The sequence below is a fragment of the Streptomyces sp. NPDC040545 genome, assembly GCF_055595065.1.
Window position 1 is genome coordinate 130,290 of record NZ_JBVIWA010000016.1, and the last position, 22,980, is coordinate 153,269.

Below are 22,980 nucleotides of genomic sequence, written 5' to 3' on the forward strand. Positions count from 1 at the left end.
CCCCGAGCACCACGCCCCCGAAAGGACGCCGCCATGCCGACGGGCAGATCCTCCACGCTCCAAGACCCGGCCGAGATCCGTACGTACAAGGGCCAGGACCGGGCCCTGCGCGCCGACCGCCTCGGCACCGCAGGACTGCTCCTGTCCGTGCTCGCCGCCAGCGCGCCCCTGATGGTCGTCGCCGGTGTCATGCCCACGACCTTCGGAGTCATGGGCATCGTCGGCCAGCCCCTGCTCTTCGTCATCCTCGGCGCCGTCCTCGCGCTCTTCAGCGTCGGCTACGCCGAGATGAGCCGCCACGTCCACAACGCCGGCGCCTTCTACGCGTACATCGCCCGAGGCCTCGGCCCCACCGCCGGCGCGGGCGCCTCCCTCGTCGCCCTCGTCGCGTACAGCGCCATGCAGGTCGGCGTCTTCGGCATCCTCGGCTTCGAGATATCCGGCCTGTTCGCCACCTACCTGGACACCGAACTCGCCTGGTGGATACCGGCCCTGCTCGCCGTCGCCGTCACCGGCGCGCTCGGCTGGCTCAAGATCGACCTCAACGCGAAGGTCCTCGGGGTCCTCCTCCTCGTCGAGTGCCTCCTCGTCGTCGTCTTCGACATCGCCGCCATCGGCAAGCCGGGCGCCGAAGGCCTCTCGCTCCACGCCTTCAACCCCGAGACCCTGGGCGGAGCCGGCTTCGGCACCGCGCTCTGCTTCTGCATCGCCGCCTTCGTCGGCTTCGAGCAGTCCCCGGTCTACGCCGAGGAGACCAGCAAGCCGCACATCGTCGTCTCCCGCGTGATGTTCCTCGCCGTCGGTTTCGTCGCCCTCTTCTTCGCCGTCAGCGCCTGGGCCCTCACCGTCGCCACCGGCCCCTCCGAGGTCGTCAAGACCTCCGCCGAGGCTGGCCCCACCCTGCTCTTCCAGCTCACCGAGAGCCGCCTCGGCACCACCTTCACCGACGTCCTGCACGTCCTCTTCGTGACCGGCATGTTCGCGGCCATGCTCAGCTTCCACAACGTGGTCGCCCGCTACGCCTTCGCCATGGGCCGCGAGGGCCTGCTCCCGGCCACCTTCGGCCGCACCAACGCCGGCACCGGCGCCCCCGCCACCGGCTCCCTGCTGCAGACCGGCATCGCCGCCCTCGTCGTGATCGCCTTCGCGCTCACCGAGGACAAGGCCCCCGCCGATCCCGCCCTCGCCGTGCAGCCGCCCGACCCCACCACCCCCGTCCTGCACCTGTTCACCTGGATGGGCAGCGTCGGCGCCCTCGGCGTGACCCTGCTCATGGCCGCCGCCTCCTTCGCCGTCATCGCCTTCTTCGTCCGCCGCGGCACCGCCGGCGCCCAGGTCTGGCGCCTCGTCGCGGCCGGCACCGCGGGCCTCGCCCTGCTCGCCATCGCCGTCTACACCGTCAAGGACTTCGGCGTCCTGGTCGGTGCCGAGAAGGGTTCCGCGCTCAGCTGGGCGCTGCCCGGCATCATCGGCGCCGCCGTCGTGATCGGCCTGGTCTACGGAGCCGTGCTGCGCCGCAGCCGCCCCGAGGTGCACGCCCGTATCGGCCTCGGGAACGAGGCCTTCCGCCTTGACCAGGCGGCGGAGGGCACCCCGGGCGACTGACCTCACATCCTCGCTTTCCAGCATCCATGAAGCCCCCGACACCCGTTTCCATGGTCGTCGGGGGCTTCGGCGTGCGGGGGGTGCTTTTGGAGGGGAGCGGAGCCTCATGGTCTCCTGTTGCGACCAAACCACCCGGATCGCAGCACAGGGGACACCACCCAGCTCCCCTGCGCGGCGGTCAGGGGCTGCCTTGTCCCACCCACGAAGGCGAAGTCCTACATGAGTGACCTGAGTGACCGCACCTTGACCGAGGCACCCGCCCCGGCGCCGACCCGCCATGTCGACGCCGGCGACGAGGGCTACAGCAAGGACCTCAAGTCCCGCCACATCAACATGATCGCGATCGGCGGGGCCATAGGCACCGGCCTCTTCCTCGGCGCGGGCGGCCGCCTCGCCGGCGCCGGCCCCTCCCTCGCGATCGCCTACGCGGTGTGCGGAATCTTCGCCTTCTTCGTCGTCCGGGCGCTCGGCGAGCTCGTCCTCTACCGCCCCTCCTCCGGCGCCTTCGTCTCCTACGCCCGTGAGTTCATGGGGGAGAAGGGCGCCTACACGGCAGGCTGGCTGTACTTCCTCAACTGGTCCACGACCACCGTCGCCGACATCACGGCCGCCGCGACCTACGCCCACTTCTGGTCGCTGTTCACCGATGTCCCCCAGTGGGTCCTCGCCTTCATCGCCCTCGCCATCGTGCTCACCGCCAACCTGATCTCGGTGAAGTACTTCGGCGAGATGGAGTTCTGGTTCTCGCTCGTCAAGGTCGCCGCGCTCGTCGTCTTCCTGATCGTCGGCATCTGGCTCGTCGCCACCAGCCACGACATCGGCGGCAGCACCCCGGGCCTCGCCAACATCACCGACAACGGCGGCCTCTTCCCCTCCGGCGTCCTCCCGATGCTCCTGGTGATCCAGGGCGTCGTCTTCGCGTACGCCTCCGTCGAGCTCTGCGGAGTCGCCGCCGGCGAGACCGAGAACCCCGAGAAGATCATGCCGAAGGCGATCAACTCGATCATGTGGCGCGTGGGCCTCTTCTACGTCGGCTCGGTCGTGCTCCTCGCCCTCCTGCTGCCCTACACCGCGTACAGCTCCGACCAGAGCCCCTTCGTCACCGTCTTCGACAAGCTCGGCGTCCCCGGCGCCGCGGGCATCATGAACCTCGTCGTCCTGACGGCCGCCCTCTCCAGCCTGAACTCCGGCCTCTACTCCACCGGCCGCATCCTGCGCTCGATGTCCCTGTCCGGCTCCGCACCGAAGTTCACCGGCGTCATGAACAAGGGCAAGGTCCCCTACGGCGGCGTCCTGTTCACCGCCGCGTTCGGCCTCGCGGGCGTCGGGCTCAACGCCTTCATGCCGAAGGACGCCTTCGAGCTCGTCCTGAACTTCGCCTCCCTGGGCATCCTCGGCACCTGGGCGATGGTCATGATCTGCTCGCTGTTCTTCTGGCGCCGCTCCCGGGAGGGCCTCGTGGAGCGCCCCTCGTACCGCCTGCCCTGGGCCCCGTACACCCAGATCGTCACCCTGGTCTTCCTGCTCGCCGTGCTGGTGCTGATGTGGTGCGACGGCGGTGTCGGCCGCACCACGGTCCTGTTCGTCCCGGTCATCGGCGCCGCCCTGGTCGGCGGCTGGTACCTGGTCCGCGGCCGCGTGGCCGAACTCGCCACCACCCGCCGCTGACCCCGCACACCCCCAACGGGGCTCCCGCGCCGGTGCCCGGTGCGGGAGCCCCGTCATTTGCGCCACCCGCGCACACCTCGTCCGACGACGCCCGGTGTGCCCTTGACACCCCTTCGCGGGCTGGTGAAGCTGATCCGGATATGAGTCGATCTGAACTTCCCCCCGGTCAGGGCGCGTTCACCGAAGCCTCCGCCGCCCGCGCGGTGCTCGAGGCAGTACGCATGGCGGGCGCTCCACAGCCCCACGATCTGGAGCTGCTGAGACTCGGGGAGAACGCCCTCTTCGCCAGTCCGGCTCAGGGCCTCGTGTACCGCGTCGCACGGTCCGACAGCCTTTCCGCCAAGGTGGAGAAGGAGCTCGCCACAGCGCGATGGCTCGTGGGACAGGGCTTCCCGGGCCTGCCTCCCCGTGACGAGTTCCCGCAACCGTTGTCCGCCGAGGGCCGGCTGATCACTTTCTGGCAGTACGTACTGGAGCTGGAGCTCGGATACAGCGTCGAGATCCCCGCAGACCTCGCCACCCTCATTCCGTCCCCGAGGCCGGCGGCCTACCACGCGGCGCTCTCCAGACCCTCCAGCGCCTCGGCAATGCCACAGGCGCCGAGCTGACCTCGGTCGAGTCCGCCGAGCAGAGGGCGGCGGACCGGCGCCGGGTGCGGACCGTCGTCGCCGTCACCTTCGTCACGACCGTGACGGCGACCCTGGGCCTGCTCTTCGCCTTCTTCGGTATCAACGCCAGCGAAGTCGACGAGCGGCGCTCGATGTTCGACCTCGCCTACGCCCCGGTGTACGCCGTCATCGTGATCGTCCTCGTCTTCGGCTTCCTGCTGTACGCCCTCCTCCAGGCATTCGACCGGGCCGCCCTGCGCCGCAGCCACACCGCGCAGGCCCCGACCTGGCACGGCACGCACCGGCTGCTCGCGAGCGAACTCGGTACGGCGCTCCTGGACGGCCACCCCGCCCGCGTCCCCGAGCCGCGCAATCCGCCGAGCACCGACCGGACGGATGCCCCCTAGGGTCCTGGCCGTCCGGTGGTGCGGGCGGCCAGGACCGTCACGTCGTCCTCCGCGTCGGTGACCCGCAGTGCCGCCAGCACGGTGTCGATGACCTCGTTCAGGGCCCCGTCCACCAGCAGCGGGATGCCGGTCAGCCGTCGCAGCGAGGCGTCGATGTCCTCGCCCCGGCGCTCGACCAGGCCGTCGGTGAACATCATCAGGACGCAGCCCGGCCGCAGGACGAAGGACGCGGCCTCGTACCGGCCGTAGCCCGTGCCCAGCGGCGGGCCCACCGGGACCGGTGCCAGGAACGGACCCTGCCCGCGGCCGATGACCATGGCGGGCAGGTGCCCGGCGCTCGCGTGGACGCAGGTCCCGGCCGCATGGTCGACCAGGACGAGCAGGCAGGTCGCCACCCGGTCCAGGCCGCCCGCGAAGACCACATGGTCCGCCTCGCACAGGATCTCCGCCGGCGGATGCCCGGACGCGGCCAGCGCGCGGACGAGGGAGCGGTAGTGGCTCATGGCGACCGCCGCCTCGACCCCGTGGCCCATCACATCGCCCATCACCAGCAGGGTCCGGCCGCCGGGCAGCGCCAGGCAGTCGAACCAGTCCCCGCCCACCAGGACACCCGTGCCGGAGGGCAGGTAGCGGGAGGCCACTTCGAGATCGCCGTGCGGGAAGGTGGGCTCGGACAGCAGCGCCTGCTGCAGTTCGAGGGCCATTCCCTGCTCCCGGGCGAACCGCTCCGCCTTGGCGAGGCTGGCGGCCGCCCGTTCGGCCAGGGTCCGGGCCACGACGACGTCCTCGCGGCCGAAGGCCGGCGAGTCCCCGGCACGCACCAGGGTGAGGGTGCCGATCGGCCGGTCCTGGGCGATCAGGGGGACCACGACACCCGAGTGGATGCCCGCATCCCGGTACGCGGAGACCCGGTCCGCGCTCGGCGCCGCCCGGCTGAAGGCCTCGTCGGAGGAGAAGTTGCCCAGCCACGGTTCGCCGCTCTCCAGGCACTGCCTGACCGCCGAACCGGGCTGATAGTCCACGTACTCCCCGGCCGCGCCGAGCGCCCGCACCCGCGGCGAAAGTTCCCGTACCGAGGCCACCGCCACCCGCCGCAGCCGCAGGGCCCCGCCGTCGGGCAGCTCCCCGCCCGGCCCCTCCCGCGGGATGAGCTCCACGCTCGCGGCGTCGGCCAGCCCGGGCACCAGGAACTCGGTGAGCTCACGACAGGTGGTGTCCAGATCGAGGGTGGTGCCGACCCGCACCGCGGCGGTGTCCAGCAGGAGCAGGCGCCGGTTGGTGCGCGACAGCTCCCGCTGCCGCTCCCTGGGGGCGCTGACCTCCAGGCCGATCCCCGCCAGCCCCAGCACCCGCCCGTCCTCCTCCAGCCGGTGGTAGGTCCCCCGCCACACCCGCGACTCGTACGGGGAATCGGCCAGGGTGCGGCCCTCCAGGACCAGCTCCCTGGGTTCCCCGTCCCGCAGCACCTCGTGCAGCACCTCGTCAGGACGCTCGACGTCCGGCAGCACCTCGTTCAGCGTCCGCCCCAGCAGCGCCTCGGCGGGCAGGCCGTTCATCACGGCCATGTGCGGGCTGACGTACAGATAGCGCAGGTCGGTGTCGAGCAGGGCGATCCCCGCCCGGGCCCCGTCGAGCACCTGCCGCAGCAGCCGGTACTCACGCACCAGCCGGTCCACACCGGACGGAGCACCCGCCAGGGCGGCGGCGACCACCTCGTCCGCGTCCTCGCCGAACAGCGGACGCGGGCCGGCACCCTCAGCCCACATCACGGGACCTCCATCAGCCGGTCTGCCCCTCCGATGTGGTCCCAACATAGCAAAAGGGCAGGTCAGAGCGGCATTGCGTCGCTCTGACCTGCCCTGTTGCACCGATCAGGACCGGTGGGCCGACGGTCTGCGGCTCAGCGCCAGCAGGCTCAGGGCAAACATCAGGACACCCAGGGGGACATGGACCGACGGCACGCGCGCGATGCCCAGGACCACCTGCACCGAGGCGAGGACCAGGAAGCCCGACGAGTACAGGACGGGCCGGGGCGACCCGCCGCCCGGCCGCCATGCCAGCACCGCGGCGATCACGTACAGCATCGTCGCCCCGTACATCACGCGCGCTCCGATGCCGTGCAGCAGCTCGCCGTGGGCCGAGGACAGCAGCACCCCGGCGGTGGCCGCCTGGAAGAAGATGGCCAAGGTCTGCAGGGCGACGGTGACTTGCAGGAAAGTGAAGGTACGCGGCTTCTCCGTGGTCAGTGCGGCCATGGTGACGGTCCCCTCTTCTGCCTCACGGCGTAGATCGATATGGTCTCGGTAGTCCGACGACGTGGGCCCGCGAAATGTGAGGCGAGGCACCGAGAGACGGGCCAGGGGGAGCAGTCGTGATCATGGGTACGTCGTCCGATCCGCACCTGGACGTGATCGTCGGAGAGCGGGGACGCCTCACCAACCTCGCCTACCGGCTGCTCGGTTCGCTGTCCGAGGCCGAGGACGCGGTACAGGAGGCCTACGCGCGCTGGTACGCGATGCCGCGGCAGAAGCAGGAGGCCGTCGAGTCGCCCGGCGCCTGGCTGACGACGGTCGCCGGCCGGATCTGCCTGGACCTGCTCGGCTCGGCGCGGGCGCGCCGCGAGCGCTACGTCGGTGAATGGGTCCCCGAGCCGCTGCCCGACCGCGCGGAGTGGATCGGCGGCCTCCCGGGCGGCGGGGCCGGGCCGGTCGACCCGGCCGACCGGGTCACCCTGGACGAGTCGGTCAACATGGCCTTCCTCGTCGTACTGGAGTCGATGACCCCGGCCGAACGCGTCGCCTTCATCCTCCACGACGTCTTCCGCTACCCCTTCGCCGAGATAGCCGAGATCGTCGGCCGGACGCCGGCGGCCTGCCGGCAGCTGGCGACGTCGGCCCGCCGGCGGGTGAGCGCCGCGCAGGTGCCGACGGCCCCGACGGCCGGACAGGCGCCGCTGGTGCGGAACTTCAAGGAGGCGTGGGAGGCCAGGGACATCAAGGCCCTCGTCGGCCTGCTGGCCCCCGATGCCGCGATGATCGCCGACGGCGGCGGACTCGTCGGCGCCGCCCTGCGTCCGATCGAAGGCGGCGCGCGCATCGCCGAGTACCTGATCCAGATCGCCGACAGGGCTCCCGGACTGGAACTCCTGGAACGCTCGGTCAACGGCCGGCCCGGCCTGGTCGCGCAGTACAGGGGGATCACCGTGACCGTGGCCGCCTTCGAGCTCGGCGGCGATCGCGTGACCCGCATCTGGGCGGTCCGCAATCCGGAGAAGCTCCGCCCCTGGGTGGAGGACGGACAGGGCTGACCCGGCGCGCCCCCGGTGACCGGCCGCACCGGGGGCGCCGCCCGCCGCAAGACGACGAAAGAGCCGGTCAGTGCGACTTCGCGTCGCTCTGACCGGCTCTTCCAGGTCGTTTGACCATGGTGTCCGAGGGGGGACTTGAACCCCCACGCCCGATAAAGGGCACTAGCACCTCAAGCTAGCGCGTCTGCCATTCCGCCACCCGGACAAGGTGTCTGTCTCGCGTCCCTCGCGGGCCGTTCCGACGTGGAAAACATTACCAAACATTCCGGGGTCCTCGATCACACCCCCCGACGGCCGGGGATCGCCCTTGGGGAGAACGGCCGGGAGCGGGAGGATGGGGGTCCGGTACTGATCAGTGGGAGGAAGCAGCGTGAGCGAGTCGAGCACGGGCAGGACCGTCTCCGGCGAGGACGAGGTGGTCGACCTCTGCCGGGACCTCATCCGGATCGACACCAGCAACTACGGGGACCACTCGGGCCCCGGGGAGCGCAAGGCGGCGGAGTGGGTCGCCGAGAAGCTCGCCGAGGTCGGGCTGGAGCCGCAGATCTTCGAATCGCACAAGGGCCGCGCCTCGACCGTGGCGCGGATCGAGGGGGAGGACCCCTCGCGGCCGGCGCTGCTGATCCACGGGCACACCGACGTGGTTCCGGCCAACGCCGCCGACTGGACCTACGACCCGTTCGCGGGTGAGATCGCCGACGGCTGCCTGTGGGGTCGCGGCGCCGTCGACATGAAGGACATGGACGCGATGACGCTGGCCGTCGTACGCGACCGGATGCGCAGCGGGCGCAAGCCCCCGCGGGACATCGTGCTGGCCTTCCTCGCCGACGAGGAGGCGGGCGGCATCTACGGGGCCCGGCACCTCGTCGACAAGCACCCGGGCCTGTTCGAGGGCGTCACCGAGGCCATCGGCGAGGTCGGCGGCTTCTCCTTCACGGTCAACGAGAACCTGCGGCTCTACCTCGTGGAGACCGCCCAGAAGGGCATGCACTGGATGCGGCTCACGGTGGAGGGCACCGCGGGCCACGGCTCCATGACCAACAGCGACAACGCCATCACGGAGCTGTGCGAGGCCGTGGGCAGGCTCGGCCGCCACCAGTGGCCGGTCCGCGTGACCAAGACGGTGCGCAGCTTCCTGGACGAGCTCTCGGACGCGCTCGGGACCCCCCTGGACCCGGACAACATGGACGCGACGCTCGCCAAGCTCGGCGGCATCGCCAAGATGGTCGGCGCGACGCTGCGCAACTCGGCCGCCCCGACGATGCTCGGCGCCGGCTACAAGGTCAACGTCATCCCCGGCCAGGCGACGGCCCACGTCGACGGCCGCTTCCTGCCGGGCTACGAGGACGAGTTCTTCGCCGACCTGGACCGGATCCTCGGCCCGCGCGTGAAGCGGGAGGACGTGCACGGCGACAAGGCGCTGGAGACGGACTTCGACGGCAGGCTGGTGGATGCCATGCAGGGCGCCCTGAAGGCCGAGGACCCGATCGCGCGGGCGGTCCCGTACATGCTCTCGGGCGGTACGGACGCCAAGTCCTTCGACGACCTCGGCATCCGCTGCTTCGGCTTCGCGCCGCTGCAGCTGCCGCCGGAGCTGGACTTCGCCGGGATGTTCCACGGTGTGGACGAGCGGGTGCCGGTCGACGGACTGAAGTTCGGCGTGCGGGTGCTCGACCGATTCATCGACAACGCCTGAGATTCGAGAAGGTGTGCGCATTCCACTGAGAAGAGTGAATGCACTCATACGCTCGTAGCCCCGGTGATCCCTCCTCGTTACAGGTGTTGCGGTCCGCGGCTGGGACCGCATTTGCCTACTAGGAGGAACAATGATCAAGAAGGTTGTCGCCGCTGCGGCTGCCACCGGTGGCCTGGTTCTCGCGGGTGCGGGCCTGGCCCACGCCGATGCGGGTGCGCAGGGTGCGGCCATCGGCTCGCCCGGTGTCCTGTCCGGCAACGTGCTGCAGGTTCCGGTCCACATCCCCGTGAACGTCTGCGGTAACTCGGTCTCCGTGATCGGCCTGCTGAACCCGGCCTTCGGCAACACCTGCGTCAACGCCTGACGCGTCTGAAGTCTTCGGCCCCGGAGCGCATCCCAGCGCTCCGGGGCCACCGGGCTTTCCGGCCCGGATTCTTCCCACTTCCGGCGTACCAGGCAGGGGAGCCAGGTGGGCCGAGCCGTCGGACGACGGCCGAAACGTACACACCAGGGGACGAGTACAGATGCGACGACCGGCACAGGTCACCAGGAAGACCCTGATCACCATGGCGGCCGCGGGGGGTGTCCTCGCGATGGGCGGGGGCTACGCACACGCGGACTCCAGCGCCTCGGGCCACACCGCTAACTCTCCGGGCCTGCTGTCCGGGAACAACCTGCAGGCGCCCGTGGACGCGCCGGTGAACGTCTGCGGGAACACGATCGACGTGTTGGGAGCTCTCAACCCGGCCTTCGGGAACCACTGCGTGAACGGACCGGGCCACGCCAAGCCGCCGAAGCCCGGCCGGCCCGGCGAGCCGAACCACCCGGGCAACCCCGGCCACCCGGGCGACGACGAACCGTGCGACGACCACCCGGGCGGTCCCGGTGGCCCGGGTAACCCCGGTAACCCGGGCGGTCCGGGTAACCCCGGCAACCCTGGCGGCCCCGGCAACCCGGGTAACCCCGGTACCCCGGGCCATCCCGGTGGTCCGGGCACCCCCGGCAATCCGGGTGGACCGGGTAACCCCGGCGGTCCGGGCACTCCCGGTAACCCCGGTGGTCCGGGCACCCCGGGCCATCCCGGCGGTCCGGGCACCCCCGGCGCCCCCGGCAACCCGGGTGGACCCGGTACGCCCGGCACCCCGGGTACGCCGACCACGCCCGGCAGCGGTTCCGTCACCCCGGTCACGCACCCCGGTCCGGGGACCGGGAACAACCCGGGACAGGCCGGCGGTCTCGCCGCCACCGGGTCCGGTGACGTCCTCACCGCCGGGCTGCCGCTCGCGGGGGGCCTGCTCCTCGCCGGCAGCGTGCTCTACCGGCGGGCCCGCAACGCCGCCTGACGCATGGTCATGGCGCGGGCCCCGCCCCCGGGGCCCGCGTCACCAGGTCGCTCTGACCTGACGGATGATCCGGCGGCGCAGTCGCACACGGCGGCTGCCGTCCCGGTACAGGCTCAGCCGGTCGAGTTCCCAGTTCCCGTACTCGGCATGATCGGTCAACAGGCGGGTCGCCTCCTTGCGAGGAACACCGCGGGGCACGTACACGTCGACAAATTCGTATTCCGGCATCGCATCTATTGTGCGGGCAGAGCCCTGCTACGGATAGCGTCTCCTCTATGTCTGATGCCGATCTGCCCACTGTTGCCGAGGTACGCGCCGCCGCCGAGGCGGTCAAGGCCGCGCTCGACCGCCACCTCGCCGCGGTCGAGCGCAGGATCGGGGACGAGGACCCGGACGTCTACGCCGCGTTCAACGAACTCGCCGCCGCGGCCGAGGTGTACGACGAACTCCTCTACGACCGTTACGACGAGGTCACCCCCTTCGAGATCCCCACGCCCGAGGACGGCGTCCCGTACACCGGGCCCGCCGAGCCCGCCGCCTTCAGCGTGCTCATCCGCCGCGACTACGCCGTGGTCGAACCGGCCCGGCTGATCGCCCAGGCCGAGCGGGTCGCCGCGCACGACCGGGACGCCGAATTCGTGGGCGACGGCGGCAGCGCCGACGCGCTGGGCGTCCTCTTCGGGGAGTACGAGCCCGACGAGATCGCCTCCCGCTCCAAGGACTTCGGGCTGGAGGAGGGTGACTCCACGCTCTGGATCGCGGCCTCGGAGGAGGTGGCGGAACCGGGGGAGTGGCTGGGCTCGCCCTTCGGGCACATCGATCCGCAGGACGTGCTGCACCGGTTCGACGTCAGCTCCGTCTTCGACGAGGAGGCCGACGAGTTCGACGAGGACGAGGCCGCGGAGCCGGGGCTGACCCCGGCCTGACCCCGGCCGGTCGCGGCCCCGCACGAGCCGGACCCCGTGGCCCCCGCCCTTCCGGGCGGGGGCCACGGCCGGTTTCACTCCGGCTGCGCGCCCGCCGTCGCGAGGGCCGTCAGCAGGCCGGTCAGGCGCGTCGTACGCGGCTTCGCCGGCACCTCGGCCACCGCGTGCGGCAGCGCCTGGTCGACCCCGTGCACCACGGACAGGTGCCGCTCGCCCCGCCCGAAGGCGGTGTAGACCCAGTCCCGCGACAGTGCCTGCGCCGCGTCCCCCGGCAGTACGACGACCACCGCCGGCCAGCGCGTGCCCACGGCCTGGTGTGCCGTCACCGCCCAGCCGTGCCGCACCTGGGACTCGACGAGCTCCTTCGGCACGACGATCCGCGCGCCCGCCCGGTCCAGGTGCAGGCCCTCGGCGTCGGCCGACACCACCCGGGCCGCCAGCGCCCGCCCGGCGGACGGCACGTGGACGACCCGGTCACCGGGGTCGAAGCCGCCGAAGCGGCCCGGACCGGGGTTCAGGCGCTCCTTCAGGGCGGTGTTCAGCGCCCGGGTGCCCGCCGGGCCGCCATGGCCCGGGGTGATCACCTGCACGCCGTCCGCCGGGATCCCGAAGGCCCGCGGCACGGATTCCGCCACCAGCTGAACGGCCCGGTGCACCGCTTCCCCGGCGTCCTTCACCGGGACGATGACGACCTCCTTGCCGGGGGCGTCGACCTGGTTCAGCTCCCCGATGCCGATCCCGGAGACGAGCTCACCGAGGGGGCCCGGGTCGGGGGTGCGGGAGACCAGCTGCGGGCAGGTACGGGCCGCCAGCACATCGGCGAACACCCGCCCGGCCCCGGCGGACCCGAGCACGCCGGGGTCTCCGGAGAGCACCAGCCGGGCCCCGTCCGGGATGGACTCCACCAGCGCGGCCGCGGTCTCCACGTCCAGCTGCGGCGCGTCCAGCACCACCAGCAGGTCCAGCGCGAGCTGCCCGTCCGCGTCCCGCCCGGGCCCCTCGGCCCCGGACAGCAGCCCCGCCACGGTCACCGGGTCCGGGCCGCCGCCCGGGGCGTGCGCGGCCACGCAGACCCGCAGGCCCAGCTCCCGGGCCGCGGCGGCCAGGGCGACCGGTTCGGCGCGGGCGGCCTCGCCGCCGGTGTGGGTGACCAGGCCGTGGCCCGCCACCGCGCGGATCAGCCCGGCCGCGGAGGGGCTCGGTGCGGACCCGGCGGCCCGCTCCCACTCCGCCGCGTCGTCGAAGGTGCCGGCGGCCAGCCGGGCCAGGCCGTCGGCCAGGCTCTCCTCGGCCATGGCGGCGCCCTCCAGGCCCACGAGCACCCGTACGGGCTGCTCCGCGTCCTCGGTGTCCTCGGCGTCCTTGCCGGCCGGCGGCCCGAGGGGCTCGTGGAATACCAGCACCGAGCCTTCGCCGATGGCCTGTTCCAGCGCTTCGGCCGGATCCGGTACGCCGTACTGGGCCAGTGCCTTCTCCAGCACCGGGGCCTCCAGGGCGGTGTGTCCCTTCAGCCCGGCCTGGGCCAGCAGCCAGCCCACCAGGACGGTGGTGCGGCGCTCGTCCCCGGGACCCGCCTCGGGGCCCAGCAGGGCCCGGGCGAAGCCGTCCGCCTGGGCCGGACGCACGGCGGTGAGCGACAGCAGCCGCCAGGGGTTCTCGGCGAGCTGCCCGGCGGCGTCCTCGCCCAGGGCCGCCGCGGCGGGGGCGGCCAGGGCCTCGGGGGCGCCACCGCGGGCCAGTACGGCCCGTACGCCCTCGACGGTGCCGGCGGAGGGTGCCGTCGCGGCCACCGGCGCCGGGGCGGCCGGGCGCGGCGCGGCGGGGGCGGGGGCCGGCCTGCGGGGCGCGGCGGGGGCCTCGTCGAAGTACACGGCGGGGGGCTTCTCCCCGCTCTCCACGGCCCGTACGGCGGCGAGCAGGTCGGCGGCCTTCCCGCTGAGCTTCGCCCCGGCCTCGACGGGCGCCTCCCGCTCGGCCTTGCGCCGGGCGATGCGCTCCCGCTCGATCTTCTGGGCGGCCAGTTCGGCCTGTGCCTCGGAGAGCGCGGGCGTCGCCTGGGCCTCGGCGGCCGGCCCGGCGGGTTCCGCGGCTTCGGTGGCGTCGGCGATGGTTTCGGCGTCGGCCTCGGTCCCTGCGGGGCTCTCCCCCTCCCCGCCCCTTCCCGAAACCGGGGGCTCCGCCCCCGGGCCCCCCTCACCGGCTTCGGCGGAGCCGGGCTCGTGCGCGTCTTCCGGGGCCGCTTCCGCTTCGCCGACTGCGGACGGCTCGGCCTCCTGGGCGGCCGGGTCCTCCGCGGCAGCGGTATCGGCCTGAGGGTCCGTACTCACAGCGTGCTCCAGTCCTGATCGGGGTAGCGGTGCACCGGAGCCGAAACATCGTCCAGCGCCCGGCAGATCTCCTCGGGAAGACTAAGGGCCTCCACCGACAGTGCCTCCCCGAGCTGCGCGGACGTCCGCGCACCGACGATCGGCGCCACCACCCCCGGCCGGTCCCGGATCCACGCCAGGGCCACCTGGAGCGGGGTCACGGCCAGCCCCTGGGCCGCCGTCACCACCGCGTCCACGATCCGCCCCGCCGCCTCGTCGAGGTACGGGTCCACCAGCGCGGCCAGCGACTGCGAGGCGCCCCGGGAGTCGGCCGGGGTGCCGTCCCGGTACTTGCCCGTCAGCACCCCGCGGCCCAGCGGCGAGGAGGGCAGCAGGCCGATCCCGAGGTCCAGCGCGGCCGGCAGCACCTCCCGCTCCACGCCCCGCTGGAGCAGGGAGTACTCCATCTGCGTCGAGGCGATCCGGGTGCGCACCCCGGGGGCAGCGAGCTGCCAGGTCGCCGCCTTAGCCAGCTGCCAGCCGCAGAAGCCCGCCAGCCCCGCGTACCGGGCCCGCCCGCTGCTCACCGCCAGGTCCAGCGCCTGCAGGGTCTCCTCCAGCGGGGTCGCGGGGTCGAAGGCGTGCACCTGCCACAGGTCGACGTAGTCGGTACCCAGCCGGTCCAGGGAGGCGTCGAGGGCGGCGAGCAGGTACCCGCGCGAGCCGTCGAACCTGCGGTCGGGGTCCGGCACGCTGCCCGCCTTGGTCGCGATCACCAGGTCCCGGCGCGGGACGAGCCCGCCCACCAGCTGCCCGAGGAGGTACTCCGCCTCACCGCCGCCGTACACGTCGGCGGTGTCGACGAGCGTGCCGCCCGCCTCCCAGAACGCCTTCACCTGCTCGGCGGCGGCTTCCTCGCCGGTGTCGCGGCCCCAGGTGAGGGTGCCGAGGCCGATCCGGGAGACGCGCAGTCCGGTGCGGCCGAGATGCCTCTGCTCCATGAGCGCTGAGACTACTGGGGCGCTGACGCGGAGGACCTTGGCGCGCTACAGTCCCCGCACACCAACGTTACTGATCGGTAAACCGGTAAGGGGACGACACATGCGGCTCGGCATCAATCTTGGTTACTGGGGCGCGGGCATGGACGCCGACAACCTCGCCGTCGCCCAGGAGGCCGACCGCCTGGGATACGACGTCTGCTGGGCCGCCGAGGCCTACGGCTCCGACGCCCCGACCGTGCTCGCCTGGGTGGCCGCCCAGACCGAGCGCATCGACGTGGGTTCGGCGATCCTGCAGATCCCGGCCCGCCAGCCCGCCATGACCGCCATGACCGCGGCCACCCTCGACTCGCTGACCAAGGGCCGCTTCCGGCTCGGCCTCGGCGTCTCCGGACCGCAGGTCTCCGAGGGCTGGTACGGCGTCAAGTTCGACAAGCCGCTGGCCCGCACCCGCGAGTACGTGGAGATCGTCCGCAAAGCCATGTCCCGCGAGCGACTCAGCTACGAGGGCGAGCACTGGACGCTGCCGCTGCCGGACGGCCCGGGCAAGCCGATCAAGCTGACCGTGCACCCCGAGCGCGAGCACATCCCGCTCTACATCGCCGCCATCGGGCCGAAGAACCTGGAGCAGACCGGCGAGATCGCCGACGGCGCCCTGCTGATCTTCCCGGCCGCCGAGCACCTGGAGGCCACCGCCCTCACCCACATCCGGGCGGGCCGCGAGAAGGCCGGGCTGACCATGGAGGGCTTCGACGTCTGCCCGACCGTGCCGCTCGCCCTCGGCGAGGACGTGAACGCGCTCGCGGACATGTTCCGCCCGTACACCGCCCTGTACGTGGGCGGCATGGGCAGCCGGAAGCAGAACTTCTACAACCAGCTGGCCCAGCGCATGGGCTACGAGAAGGAAGCCGCCGAGATCCAGGACAAGTACCTGGCGGGCGACAAGAACGGCGCGGCCGAGGCCGTCCCGCACAAGCTGATCGACTCGACCACCCTGCTCGGCCCGGTCGCCCGGATCGCCGACGGGATGCGCGCCTACGCCGAGGCCGGGGTCACCACCCTCACGCTCGCCCCGGCCGGATTCACCCTGGACGAGCGGATCGCCGCCCTGCGCGCCGGTACCGAGGCGATGGAGCTGGCGGGTCTCGCCTGATCCGGGAAGTCGGCGCGGATCCGCGCCGACCGGAGCTTCTGCGGCCGTGGTGGGGGCTCGGGGGGTCTTCCCCGCCACGGCCGACACAGCGAACAACGCCTGGGACGCCCGCCGGGTTACGCGTGGCGGCCCAACCGCCGATTTCGTTCATTCGGACGAGCGGTGCGACCCGTCGGTTGCCCGCCCCGCCCACCGGCGTTTGACTCGTTCCATGCTCTCTGCCCGCAGCCTGTTCCAGGAGATCGTCGACAACGACGACTCCTTCCAGCTGTTCTGCTCCATCGCCGCCAGCGGGGAGACCCAGGGCGGCTGGGAGAACGCCCGTATCGCCGCCCTGGTGCCGGACGGCATGCGCGACCTCGCGCCCAAGATCACCCGGCACGGCGCCGACGAGGACAAGCACGGCCGGATCTTCCACGCCCTGCTCCGCAAGCGCGGCCTGCCCGCCGTCCCGGTACCCGCCGAGACCGACTACACGATGCTGCTGGAGCGCCGCGGCATCGGCCTCGCGCACGAGAAGCTCCGCCGCGAGGTGCCACTGACCGAGGAGGACATCGTCGTCTACCTCGCGCACAGCCGCGTCACCGAACAGCGCGCCGCCGACCAGATGGACATGCTGGTCAGGTACTTCGGCCACCACCCCGAGGTGGGCAAGGCGATCCACATGATCAGCCACGACGAGGACAACCACCTCGCCTACTGCCACGAGGAACTGCTGCGCCTGGCCCGCTCCGGCCACGGCCGGACCATCCATCGGGTGCTCCGCGAGAGCGCGCTCGCCGAGATCTCCGTCTACCGCGACGTGAGCCTCGCCGTCATGAGCCACATGGGACGGCTGCTGCACTGGCCCGCCCCGAAGGCGGCCGCGCTGGCCGCCGGCATCCGCGCGATGTACGCGTACGAGCGGTTCAGCGGCTGGCACCGGATGGTGAACCTGCGGCTGCCGGAGCGCCTGGACGCCCTCGGCGGCGCACCGGCCGCCGCGGGCGGTCTCGCCTACGCCCCCCGCGAAAGGGAACTCAGAGCCAGCCCCGGCGCTTGAACAGCCGGTGCAGGCCCAGGCACGCCCCCGCCATGACCACCAGCACCGCCGGATAGCCCCAGGCGTGCCGCAGCTCCGGCATGTGGTCGAAGTTCATCCCGTAGATCCCCGCGACCATCGTGGGGACGGCCGCCATCGCCGCCCAGGCCGAGATCTTGCGCATGTCGTCGTTCTGCCGGAGGCCCATCTGCGCGAGGTGCGCGGCGAGCGCGTCCGACAGCAGCCGGTCCAGGCCCTCGATGTACTCGTTCGCCTTGGTCAGGTGGTCGGCGACATCACGGAAGAACGGCTGGGCGTGCTCGTGGACGAAGGGGACCTCCCCGAAGGCCAGCCGGTCCATCGGCTGGAGCAGCGGGCTCGTCGCCCGCCGGAACTCCAGCACCTGCCGCTTGAACCCGTAGATCCGGGCGGCGGTGTTCTTGGTGTCCGAGGCGTTCGGGGCGAAGACCTCGGCCTCCAGCTCCTCCAGGTCCCCCTGGAGCTCGGCCGCCACCTCGATGTAGTGGTCGACCACCGCGTCGGACACCGCGTACAGCACCGCCGTCGGGCCTTGCCGCAGCACGTCCGGCTCCTGCTCCAGCCGGTGGCGCACGGCTGCCAGCGGGGCCCCCTCGCCGTGCCGGACCGTGACGACGAACGAGTCCCCTATGAAGACCATCAGCTCGCCCGCGGTCACCGTGTCCGTGTCCTCGTCGTACCGCACCGGCTTGAGGACGACGAACAGCGAATCGTCGTACACCTCCAGCTTCGGGCGCTGGTGCGCGGTCAGCGCGTCCTCCACCGCCAGCGGGTGCAGACCGAACTCCTGGCTGACGTGGTCGAATTCCTTCGCCGTCGGCTCGTGCATGCCGATCCACAGGAAGGCGTCACCGGTCGCCCGCGCCTCGTCGAGGGCGTCCGAGAAATCGTCCGGTCCCTCGGTACGGCGGCCGTCCCGGTAAATCGCGCAGTCCACAATCACGCGGGGCATTCTTCCCTGCCCACGGCCCGCCCGCACACCCGCGGCAGCGCATACGCTGGCCCCATGGCCACGCTGATCCTCGTACGACACGGGCGGTCCACCGCCAACACCGCTGGGCTGCTCGCCGGATGGACCCCCGGAGTGGCCCTCGACGAGCGCGGCGCGGAGCAGGCCGCCGCACTGCCCGGCCGGCTGGCGGGCGTACCGCTCGCCGCCGCCGTCACCAGCCCGCTGCAGCGCTGCCGGGAGACCCTCGCACCCCTGCTGGCCGCCCGGCCGGAGCTGGAAGTGCACACCGACGAGCGGATCGGTGAGTGCCACTACGGCGAATGGTCCGGCCGCAAACTGTCCGAGCTCTCCGACGAACCGCTGATGAAGATCGTCCAGCAGCACCCGTCGGCCGCCGCCTTCCCCGGCGGCGAGTCCATGCGCGCCATGCAGGCGCGCGCCGTGGAGGCCGTACGCGACTGGGACGCGCGGATCGAGCAGGAGCACGGCAGCGACGCCGTCTTCCTCATGTGCTCGCACGGCGACATCATCAAGTCCCTTGTCGCGGACGCCCTGGGCATGCACCTGGACCTCTTCCAGCGCATCCACGTCGACCCCTGCTCGGTGACCGCCGTCCGGTACACCCCCACCCGCCCCTTCGTGTTCCGGCTCGGCGACACCGGGGACTTCGGATCGCTCGTCCGGCGCCCCGCCGCACCCGAGACGGTCGCATCGGACAAAGACACCGAAGACGCCGGGAACGCCGTCGTGGGAGGCGGTGCGGGCGCGGCTTGATCGCCCGGCGCAGTAGGGTGGACGGGCCAACAACAAGGGCGCAGACCTGCCCCCTGCCGCCGAGACTTGGAGACTGGACGTGCCCCGTCAGGTGTTCCTCTACGACCCCCCGGACCGCTTCGTGGCCGGCACGGTCGGTCTGCCGGGGCGCCGTACGTTCTTCCTGCAGGCCTCCGCCGGCCCCCGCGTCACCAGCGTCTCCCTGGAGAAGACCCAGGTCGCAGCGCTGGCCGAGCGGATGGACGAACTGCTGGACGAGGTCGTACGGCGGACCGGGGGCAACGCCCCGGTCCCGGCCGTCGCCCCCGCCGAGGCCGCCGACACCGCGCCGCTGGACGTCCCGGTCGACGAGGAGTTCCGCGTCGGCACCATGGCCCTGGCCTGGGACGGCGAGGAACAGCGCATGATCGTCGAGGCCCAGGCGCTGGTCGAACTCGACGCCGACTCCGACGAGGACCTCGCCGAGGCCGAGGAGCGGCTGCTCCAGGACGAGGAGAACGGCCCGCCGATGCTGCGGGTCCGCCTCACCGGCGCCCAGGCCCGGGCCTTCGCCAAGCGGGCCCTGGACGTCGTCAACGCCGGCCGCCCGCCGTGCCCGCTGTGCAGCCTCCCGCTGGACCCGGAGGGGCACGTGTGCCCGCGCCAGAACGGCTACCGGCGCCAGGCGTGACGGACACGGGGGAGAAGATGGAGGAACTGCTCGCCCAGGGCGAGCTCACCGTCATAGGCCGGATCCGCGAGGCGTCCAACGCGGTCCTGCTGTGCAGCGTCACGTACGGGGGCGTGAGCGCCGACTGCGTGTACAAGCCGGTCAAGGGCGAGCGGCCGCTGTGGGACTTCCCCGACGGGAACCTCGCCCGCCGGGAGGTCGCCGCCTACCTGATCTCCGAGGCCACCGGATGGGGCCTGATCCCCGCCACTGTGCTGCGCGACGGGCCGTACGGCGAGGGCATGGTCCAGCGGTGGATCGACGCGGAGCAGCCGGACGAGGACTCCCCGCTGGGTGCGCTCCTCGGGCTCGTCGACGGCGAGGAGGCGGGGGAGGGCTGGAAGGCCGTCGCCCTCGCCGAGGTCGGCGAAGGCCGCACCGCGCTGCTCGTGCACGCCGACGACCCCCGGCTGCGCCGGCTCGCCGTCCTCGACGCCGTGATCAACAACGGCGACCGCAAGGGCGGCCACCTGCTGCCGGCGCCCGACGGACGGCTCTACGGCATCGACCACGGTGTGACCTTCCACGCCGAGGACAAGCTGCGCACCCTCCTGTGGGGCTGGGCGGGCGAGCCGCTGACCGACGAGGCGCGCGAGGTGCTGGCCGCCCTGGCCGAGGGCCTGGCCGAGGGAGCCCCGCTCGCCACCCGGCTGGCCGAACTGATCACGCCGGCCGAGCTGGCCGCCGTACGGGACCGGGTGGAGCACCTGCTGCGCACCGGAACCCATCCCCAGCCGTCCGGACAGTGGCCGGCGATCCCCTGGCCACCGGTCTGAATCAGCCATCGGCCATACGCACAGAACCGGCCAGACCGCAAGAGTGCCGATCAAGACAACAGTGCAGGTCCAGTTCGTTTCCGGAACATCAGTCCGGTTAGGCTCGACACATGCATGCCTGGCCCGCTTCTGAGGTCCCCGCCCTTCCTGGCAAGGGCCGCGACCTCCAGATCCACGACACCGCGACCCAGTGGACGATCACCCTCGCCCCCGGTCCCGTCGCCCGCATCTACGTCTGCGGCATCACTCCGTACGACGCGACCCACATCGGTCACGCGGCGACCTACAACGCGTTCGACCTCGTGCAACGCGTGTGGCTCGACACCAAGCGGCAGGTCCACTACGTCCAGAACGTCACGGACGTGGACGACCCGCTCCTGGAGCGGGCGCTGCGCGACGACCAGGACTGGACCGCGCTGGCGGAGCGCGAGACCGCACTCTTCCGCGAGGACATGACGGCCCTGCGGATGCTGCCCCCGCAGCACTACATCGGAGCCGTCGAGGCCATACCCGGAATCGTGCCGCTGGTCGAGCGGCTGCGGGACGCGGGCGCGGCGTACGAACTGGACGGCGACACCTACTTCTCGGTCGAGGCCGACCCGCACTTCGGCGGGGTCTCGCACCTCGACGCCGAGGCGATGCGGCTGCTCTCGGCGGAGCGGGGCGGCGACCCCGACCGGCCCGGCAAGAAGAACCCGCTGGACCCGATGCTGTGGATGGCCGCGCGTCCGGGCGAGCCGAGCTGGGACGGCGGCTCGCTGGGCCGCGGCCGGCCGGGCTGGCACATCGAGTGCGTGGCGATCGCCCTGGACCACCTGGGCATGGGCTTCGACATCCAGGGCGGCGGCTCCGACCTGGCGTTCCCGCACCACGAGATGGGCGCGTCGCACGCACAGGCACTGACGGGCGAGTTCCCGATGGCCAAGGCGTACGTGCACGCGGGCATGGTGGCGCTGCACGGCGAGAAGATGTCGAAGTCGAAGGGCAACCTCGTCTTCGTGTCGGCGCTGCGGCGCTCCGGGGTGGACCCGGCGGCGATCCGCCTCGCGCTGCTGTCGCACCACTACCGGGCCGACTGGGAGTGGACCGACGAGGTCCTCGCCGAGGCCGTGGCCCGGCTGGAGCGCTGGCGCGCGGCCGTGTCCCGGCCGGACGGCATCCCGGCGGACGCGGTGCTCGAAGAGGTCCGCGAGGCCCTGGCGAACGACCTGGACGCCCCTGCGGCGCTGGCGGCCGTGGACCGCTGGGTGGAGCTCCAGAACGCCACCGACGGCGACGACGAGTCGGCCCCGGGCCTGGTCTCCCGGACCGTGGACGCCCTCCTGGGCGTGGCCCTCTAGCAGGACAGGCACACGAGGAAGCGCGCTCCCGGCCGGGTGCCGGGGGCGCGCTTCCTCGTTCACCGCGTCACGTCACCGCACGACGGTCACCGGCGGGTGCCGGGGATCGGCGGGGCACACGTTCTCGTGCACGGTGGGCGCGCCGGGCCCCGGGTGCAGCCGGGTGGCGGTCCGGGACATCCCCGCGAGCTCCGGGAACACCGAAGCGACGTCGAACGGCCGGGGCGGGGTGGTACGTGTCCTGCTTCCCTCTCTCGGAACGGCAACCCGTATCCCAGCAGGGCGTACTGACACTAGGTCCCGGGGGTCTCCCCGTCGCCTTCCCCGTCGCCCTCGGCGGGACCGTCCGCGGCGCCGTCCGGCCCCGGCGGGGCGTCCTGGTCCGGCGTGTCGTCCGGCTTCGGCTTCGGCGTGGGGCGGCCACCGGACAGGTCCCGGAAGTACGAACCCGTGTCCGTGGCCGTCTCCGGGCCCGCCGCAGGGTCACGCCGCCGCAGGTACCGCTCGAACTCCCGGGCGATCGCGTCGCCCGAGGCCTCCGGCAGATCGGCCGTGTCCCGCGCCTCCTCCAGCGTCTGGACGTACTCCGCCACCTCGCTGTCCTCGGCGGCCAGTTGGTCCACGCCCAGCTGCCACGCCCGCGCGTCCTCCGGCAGCTCGCCCAGCGGGATCCGGATGTCGATCAGATCCTCCAGCCGGTTCAGCAGGGCCAGCGTCGCCTTCGGGTTCGGCGGCTGGGAGACGTAGTGCGGCACCGCCGCCCACAGGGACACCGCCGGGACACCCGCGTGCGTACAGGCCTCCTGCAGGATGCCCACGATGCCCGTCGGGCCCTCGTACTTGGTCTCCTCCAAGTCCATCGTCCGCGCCAGGTCCGCGTCCGAGGTGACCCCGCTCACCGGCACCGGCCGGGTGTGCGGGGTGTCCCCGAGCAGCGCGCCCAGGATGACCACCATCTCCACGCCCAGCTCGTGCGCGAACCCGAGGATCTCGTTGCAGAACGACCGCCACCGCATGGACGGTTCGATTCCCCGCACCAGCACCAGGTCGCGCGGCTTGGCACCGCCGATCCGGACCACCGACAGCCGTGTCGTCGGCCACGTGATCTTCCGTACCCCGTTGTCCAGCCACACCGTCGGCCGGTTGACCTGGAAGTCGTAGTAATCCTCGGCGTCGAGTGCCGCGAAGACCTCGCCCTTCCACTCCCGGTCCAGGTGTGCGACCGCACCGGAGGCCGCGTCACCCGCGTCGTTCCAGCCCTCGAACGCGGCCACCATGACCGGGTCGATCAGCTCGGGCACGCCCTCAAGCTCGATCACCCAGGTCTCCTTCCGAAGTTCCCTTGCGTACGT

At 72.3% G+C, this 22,980-nt stretch carries 22 protein-coding genes and 1 tRNA gene; 15 read left to right on the forward strand and 8 right to left on the reverse strand.

Going from position 1 to position 22,980, the window contains the following annotated elements; all coding sequences use genetic code 11:
- Positions 1–33: 33 nt before the first annotated feature.
- From ACZ573_RS27365 to ACZ573_RS27380, 4 genes are all read left to right on the forward strand, one after another.
- Positions 34–1,605, forward strand: coding sequence for an APC family permease (locus tag ACZ573_RS27365; RefSeq protein WP_471308716.1), 1,572 nt, complete (start codon positions 34–36; stop codon positions 1,603–1,605).
- Positions 1,606–1,833: 228 nt separating this feature from the next.
- Complete coding sequence (locus ACZ573_RS27370) at positions 1,834–3,273, forward strand: amino acid permease (RefSeq protein ID WP_437184661.1); 1,440 nt, start codon at positions 1,834–1,836, stop codon at positions 3,271–3,273.
- Positions 3,274–3,413: 140 nt separating this feature from the next.
- Positions 3,414–3,881: a hypothetical protein gene (locus tag ACZ573_RS27375; protein ID WP_471308718.1), complete on the forward strand. Its 468-nt coding sequence runs from the start codon at positions 3,414–3,416 to the stop codon at positions 3,879–3,881.
- A gap of 44 nt (positions 3,882–3,925) precedes the next feature.
- Positions 3,926–4,288 (forward strand): hypothetical protein, encoded by a 363-nt coding sequence (locus ACZ573_RS27380; RefSeq protein ID WP_471308721.1) that lies wholly within the window; start codon positions 3,926–3,928, stop codon positions 4,286–4,288.
- Here ACZ573_RS27380 and ACZ573_RS27385 read toward each other — a convergent pair.
- The gene (locus ACZ573_RS27385) at positions 4,285–6,054 is read right to left on the reverse strand and encodes a SpoIIE family protein phosphatase (RefSeq protein WP_471308724.1); all 1,770 of its coding nucleotides are present in this window, start codon (positions 6,052–6,054) and stop codon (positions 4,285–4,287) included. The genes ACZ573_RS27380 and ACZ573_RS27385 overlap by 4 nt on opposite strands.
- Before the next feature lie 105 nt (positions 6,055–6,159).
- On the reverse strand, positions 6,160–6,543 hold the full coding sequence (locus ACZ573_RS27390; protein WP_471308727.1) for a hypothetical protein: 384 nt from the start codon (positions 6,541–6,543) through the stop codon (positions 6,160–6,162).
- A gap of 122 nt (positions 6,544–6,665) precedes the next feature.
- Between ACZ573_RS27390 and sigJ the strand changes: the two genes are divergently transcribed.
- Positions 6,666–7,595 carry an RNA polymerase sigma factor SigJ gene (sigJ, locus tag ACZ573_RS27395; RefSeq protein WP_471308732.1) on the forward strand — a complete coding sequence of 310 codons (930 nt, stop codon included), beginning with the start codon at positions 6,666–6,668 and terminating at the stop codon, positions 7,593–7,595.
- 117 nt (positions 7,596–7,712) lie between these two features.
- Here sigJ and ACZ573_RS27400 read toward each other — a convergent pair.
- A tRNA-Leu gene (locus ACZ573_RS27400) sits at positions 7,713–7,800 on the reverse strand.
- A gap of 165 nt (positions 7,801–7,965) precedes the next feature.
- Here ACZ573_RS27400 and ACZ573_RS27405 point away from each other — a divergent pair.
- From ACZ573_RS27405 to ACZ573_RS27415, 3 genes are all read left to right on the forward strand, one after another.
- Positions 7,966–9,291 carry a M20/M25/M40 family metallo-hydrolase gene (locus ACZ573_RS27405; protein ID WP_266598360.1) on the forward strand — a complete coding sequence of 442 codons (1,326 nt, stop codon included), beginning with the start codon at positions 7,966–7,968 and terminating at the stop codon, positions 9,289–9,291.
- A 130-nt stretch (positions 9,292–9,421) separates the two neighbouring features.
- Positions 9,422–9,655, forward strand: a complete 234-nt coding sequence (locus ACZ573_RS27410; RefSeq protein ID WP_301372169.1) for a chaplin — start codon at positions 9,422–9,424, stop codon at positions 9,653–9,655.
- A 160-nt stretch (positions 9,656–9,815) separates the two neighbouring features.
- Positions 9,816–10,634, forward strand: a complete 819-nt coding sequence (locus ACZ573_RS27415) for a chaplin (protein WP_471308738.1) — start codon at positions 9,816–9,818, stop codon at positions 10,632–10,634.
- A gap of 39 nt (positions 10,635–10,673) precedes the next feature.
- Here the strand turns inward: ACZ573_RS27415 and ACZ573_RS27420 are convergent, their stop codons facing one another.
- Positions 10,674–10,862, reverse strand: a complete 189-nt coding sequence (locus tag ACZ573_RS27420; protein ID WP_030009118.1) for a DUF5703 family protein — start codon at positions 10,860–10,862, stop codon at positions 10,674–10,676.
- A gap of 47 nt (positions 10,863–10,909) precedes the next feature.
- On the opposite strand from ACZ573_RS27420, the gene ACZ573_RS27425 reads away from it, so the two are divergent.
- A complete protein-coding gene (locus ACZ573_RS27425) occupies positions 10,910–11,560 on the forward strand; it encodes a hypothetical protein (RefSeq protein WP_471308741.1) in 651 nt (216 codons plus the stop codon).
- A 74-nt stretch (positions 11,561–11,634) separates the two neighbouring features.
- Here the strand turns inward: ACZ573_RS27425 and ACZ573_RS27430 are convergent, their stop codons facing one another.
- Both ACZ573_RS27430 and ACZ573_RS27435 read right to left on the reverse strand, forming a co-directional pair.
- Positions 11,635–13,887, reverse strand: coding sequence for a hypothetical protein (locus tag ACZ573_RS27430; RefSeq protein ID WP_471308743.1), 2,253 nt, complete (start codon positions 13,885–13,887; stop codon positions 11,635–11,637).
- Positions 13,884–14,867 carry an aldo/keto reductase gene (locus ACZ573_RS27435; RefSeq protein WP_471308745.1) on the reverse strand — a complete coding sequence of 328 codons (984 nt, stop codon included), beginning with the start codon at positions 14,865–14,867 and terminating at the stop codon, positions 13,884–13,886. Before ACZ573_RS27435 ends, ACZ573_RS27430 begins: the two co-directional genes overlap by 4 nt.
- Positions 14,868–14,967: 100 nt before the next feature.
- Between ACZ573_RS27435 and ACZ573_RS27440 the strand changes: the two genes are divergently transcribed.
- Together ACZ573_RS27440 and ACZ573_RS27445 are read left to right on the forward strand one after the other, a co-directional pair.
- Positions 14,968–16,017, forward strand: a complete 1,050-nt coding sequence (locus tag ACZ573_RS27440) for an LLM class F420-dependent oxidoreductase (RefSeq protein ID WP_471308748.1) — start codon at positions 14,968–14,970, stop codon at positions 16,015–16,017.
- Positions 16,018–16,228: 211 nt separating this feature from the next.
- A complete protein-coding gene (locus ACZ573_RS27445) occupies positions 16,229–17,059 on the forward strand; it encodes a ferritin-like domain-containing protein (protein ID WP_471308751.1) in 831 nt (276 codons plus the stop codon).
- Here ACZ573_RS27445 and corA read toward each other — a convergent pair.
- Positions 17,037–18,029 carry a magnesium/cobalt transporter CorA gene (corA, locus tag ACZ573_RS27450; RefSeq protein WP_471308753.1) on the reverse strand — a complete coding sequence of 331 codons (993 nt, stop codon included), beginning with the start codon at positions 18,027–18,029 and terminating at the stop codon, positions 17,037–17,039. The genes ACZ573_RS27445 and corA overlap by 23 nt on opposite strands.
- Positions 18,030–18,083: 54 nt before the next feature.
- On the opposite strand from corA, the gene ACZ573_RS27455 reads away from it, so the two are divergent.
- The 4 genes from ACZ573_RS27455 (at position 18,084) to mshC (ending at position 21,628) form a co-directional block, all read left to right on the forward strand.
- The gene (locus ACZ573_RS27455) at positions 18,084–18,803 is read left to right on the forward strand and encodes a histidine phosphatase family protein (protein WP_471308755.1); all 720 of its coding nucleotides are present in this window, start codon (positions 18,084–18,086) and stop codon (positions 18,801–18,803) included.
- A gap of 79 nt (positions 18,804–18,882) precedes the next feature.
- Complete coding sequence (locus ACZ573_RS27460) at positions 18,883–19,473, forward strand: DUF3090 domain-containing protein (protein WP_030011536.1); 591 nt, start codon at positions 18,883–18,885, stop codon at positions 19,471–19,473.
- Positions 19,437–20,288, forward strand: coding sequence for an SCO1664 family protein (locus ACZ573_RS27465; protein WP_471308758.1), 852 nt, complete (start codon positions 19,437–19,439; stop codon positions 20,286–20,288). Before ACZ573_RS27460 ends, ACZ573_RS27465 begins: the two co-directional genes overlap by 37 nt.
- Positions 20,289–20,398: 110 nt before the next feature.
- Complete coding sequence (gene mshC / locus ACZ573_RS27470; protein ID WP_471308759.1) at positions 20,399–21,628, forward strand: cysteine--1-D-myo-inosityl 2-amino-2-deoxy-alpha-D-glucopyranoside ligase; 1,230 nt, start codon at positions 20,399–20,401, stop codon at positions 21,626–21,628.
- A gap of 293 nt (positions 21,629–21,921) precedes the next feature.
- On the opposite strand, the gene ACZ573_RS27475 is transcribed toward mshC, so the two are convergent.
- On the reverse strand, positions 21,922–22,947 hold the full coding sequence (locus ACZ573_RS27475; protein WP_471308762.1) for a PAC2 family protein: 1,026 nt from the start codon (positions 22,945–22,947) through the stop codon (positions 21,922–21,924).
- Positions 22,948–22,980: the final 33 nt, after the last annotated feature.

What these genes read in the sequence shown, in the direction of transcription:
- ACZ573_RS27365 (WP_471308716.1), top strand. Translation starts at nt 34, where the DNA reads ATGCCGACGGGCAGATCCTCCACGCTCCAAGACCCGGCCGAGATCCGT.
- ACZ573_RS27375 (WP_471308718.1), top strand. Translation starts at nt 3,414, where the DNA reads ATGAGTCGATCTGAACTTCCCCCCGGTCAGGGCGCGTTCACCGAAGCC.
- ACZ573_RS27385 (WP_471308724.1), bottom strand. Translation starts at nt 6,054, where the DNA reads ATGTGGGCTGAGGGTGCCGGCCCGCGTCCGCTGTTCGGCGAGGACGCG.
- ACZ573_RS27390 (WP_471308727.1), bottom strand. Translation starts at nt 6,543, where the DNA reads ATGGCCGCACTGACCACGGAGAAGCCGCGTACCTTCACTTTCCTGCAA.
- sigJ (WP_471308732.1), top strand. Translation starts at nt 6,666, where the DNA reads ATGGGTACGTCGTCCGATCCGCACCTGGACGTGATCGTCGGAGAGCGG.
- ACZ573_RS27410 (WP_301372169.1), top strand. Translation starts at nt 9,422, where the DNA reads ATGATCAAGAAGGTTGTCGCCGCTGCGGCTGCCACCGGTGGCCTGGTT.
- ACZ573_RS27415 (WP_471308738.1), top strand. Translation starts at nt 9,816, where the DNA reads ATGCGACGACCGGCACAGGTCACCAGGAAGACCCTGATCACCATGGCG.
- ACZ573_RS27420 (WP_030009118.1), bottom strand. Translation starts at nt 10,862, where the DNA reads ATGCCGGAATACGAATTTGTCGACGTGTACGTGCCCCGCGGTGTTCCT.
- ACZ573_RS27425 (WP_471308741.1), top strand. Translation starts at nt 10,910, where the DNA reads ATGTCTGATGCCGATCTGCCCACTGTTGCCGAGGTACGCGCCGCCGCC.
- ACZ573_RS27435 (WP_471308745.1), bottom strand. Translation starts at nt 14,867, where the DNA reads ATGGAGCAGAGGCATCTCGGCCGCACCGGACTGCGCGTCTCCCGGATC.
- ACZ573_RS27440 (WP_471308748.1), top strand. Translation starts at nt 14,968, where the DNA reads ATGCGGCTCGGCATCAATCTTGGTTACTGGGGCGCGGGCATGGACGCC.
- ACZ573_RS27445 (WP_471308751.1), top strand. Translation starts at nt 16,229, where the DNA reads ATGCTCTCTGCCCGCAGCCTGTTCCAGGAGATCGTCGACAACGACGAC.
- corA (WP_471308753.1), bottom strand. Translation starts at nt 18,029, where the DNA reads ATGCCCCGCGTGATTGTGGACTGCGCGATTTACCGGGACGGCCGCCGT.
- ACZ573_RS27455 (WP_471308755.1), top strand. Translation starts at nt 18,084, where the DNA reads ATGGCCACGCTGATCCTCGTACGACACGGGCGGTCCACCGCCAACACC.
- mshC (WP_471308759.1), top strand. Translation starts at nt 20,399, where the DNA reads ATGCATGCCTGGCCCGCTTCTGAGGTCCCCGCCCTTCCTGGCAAGGGC.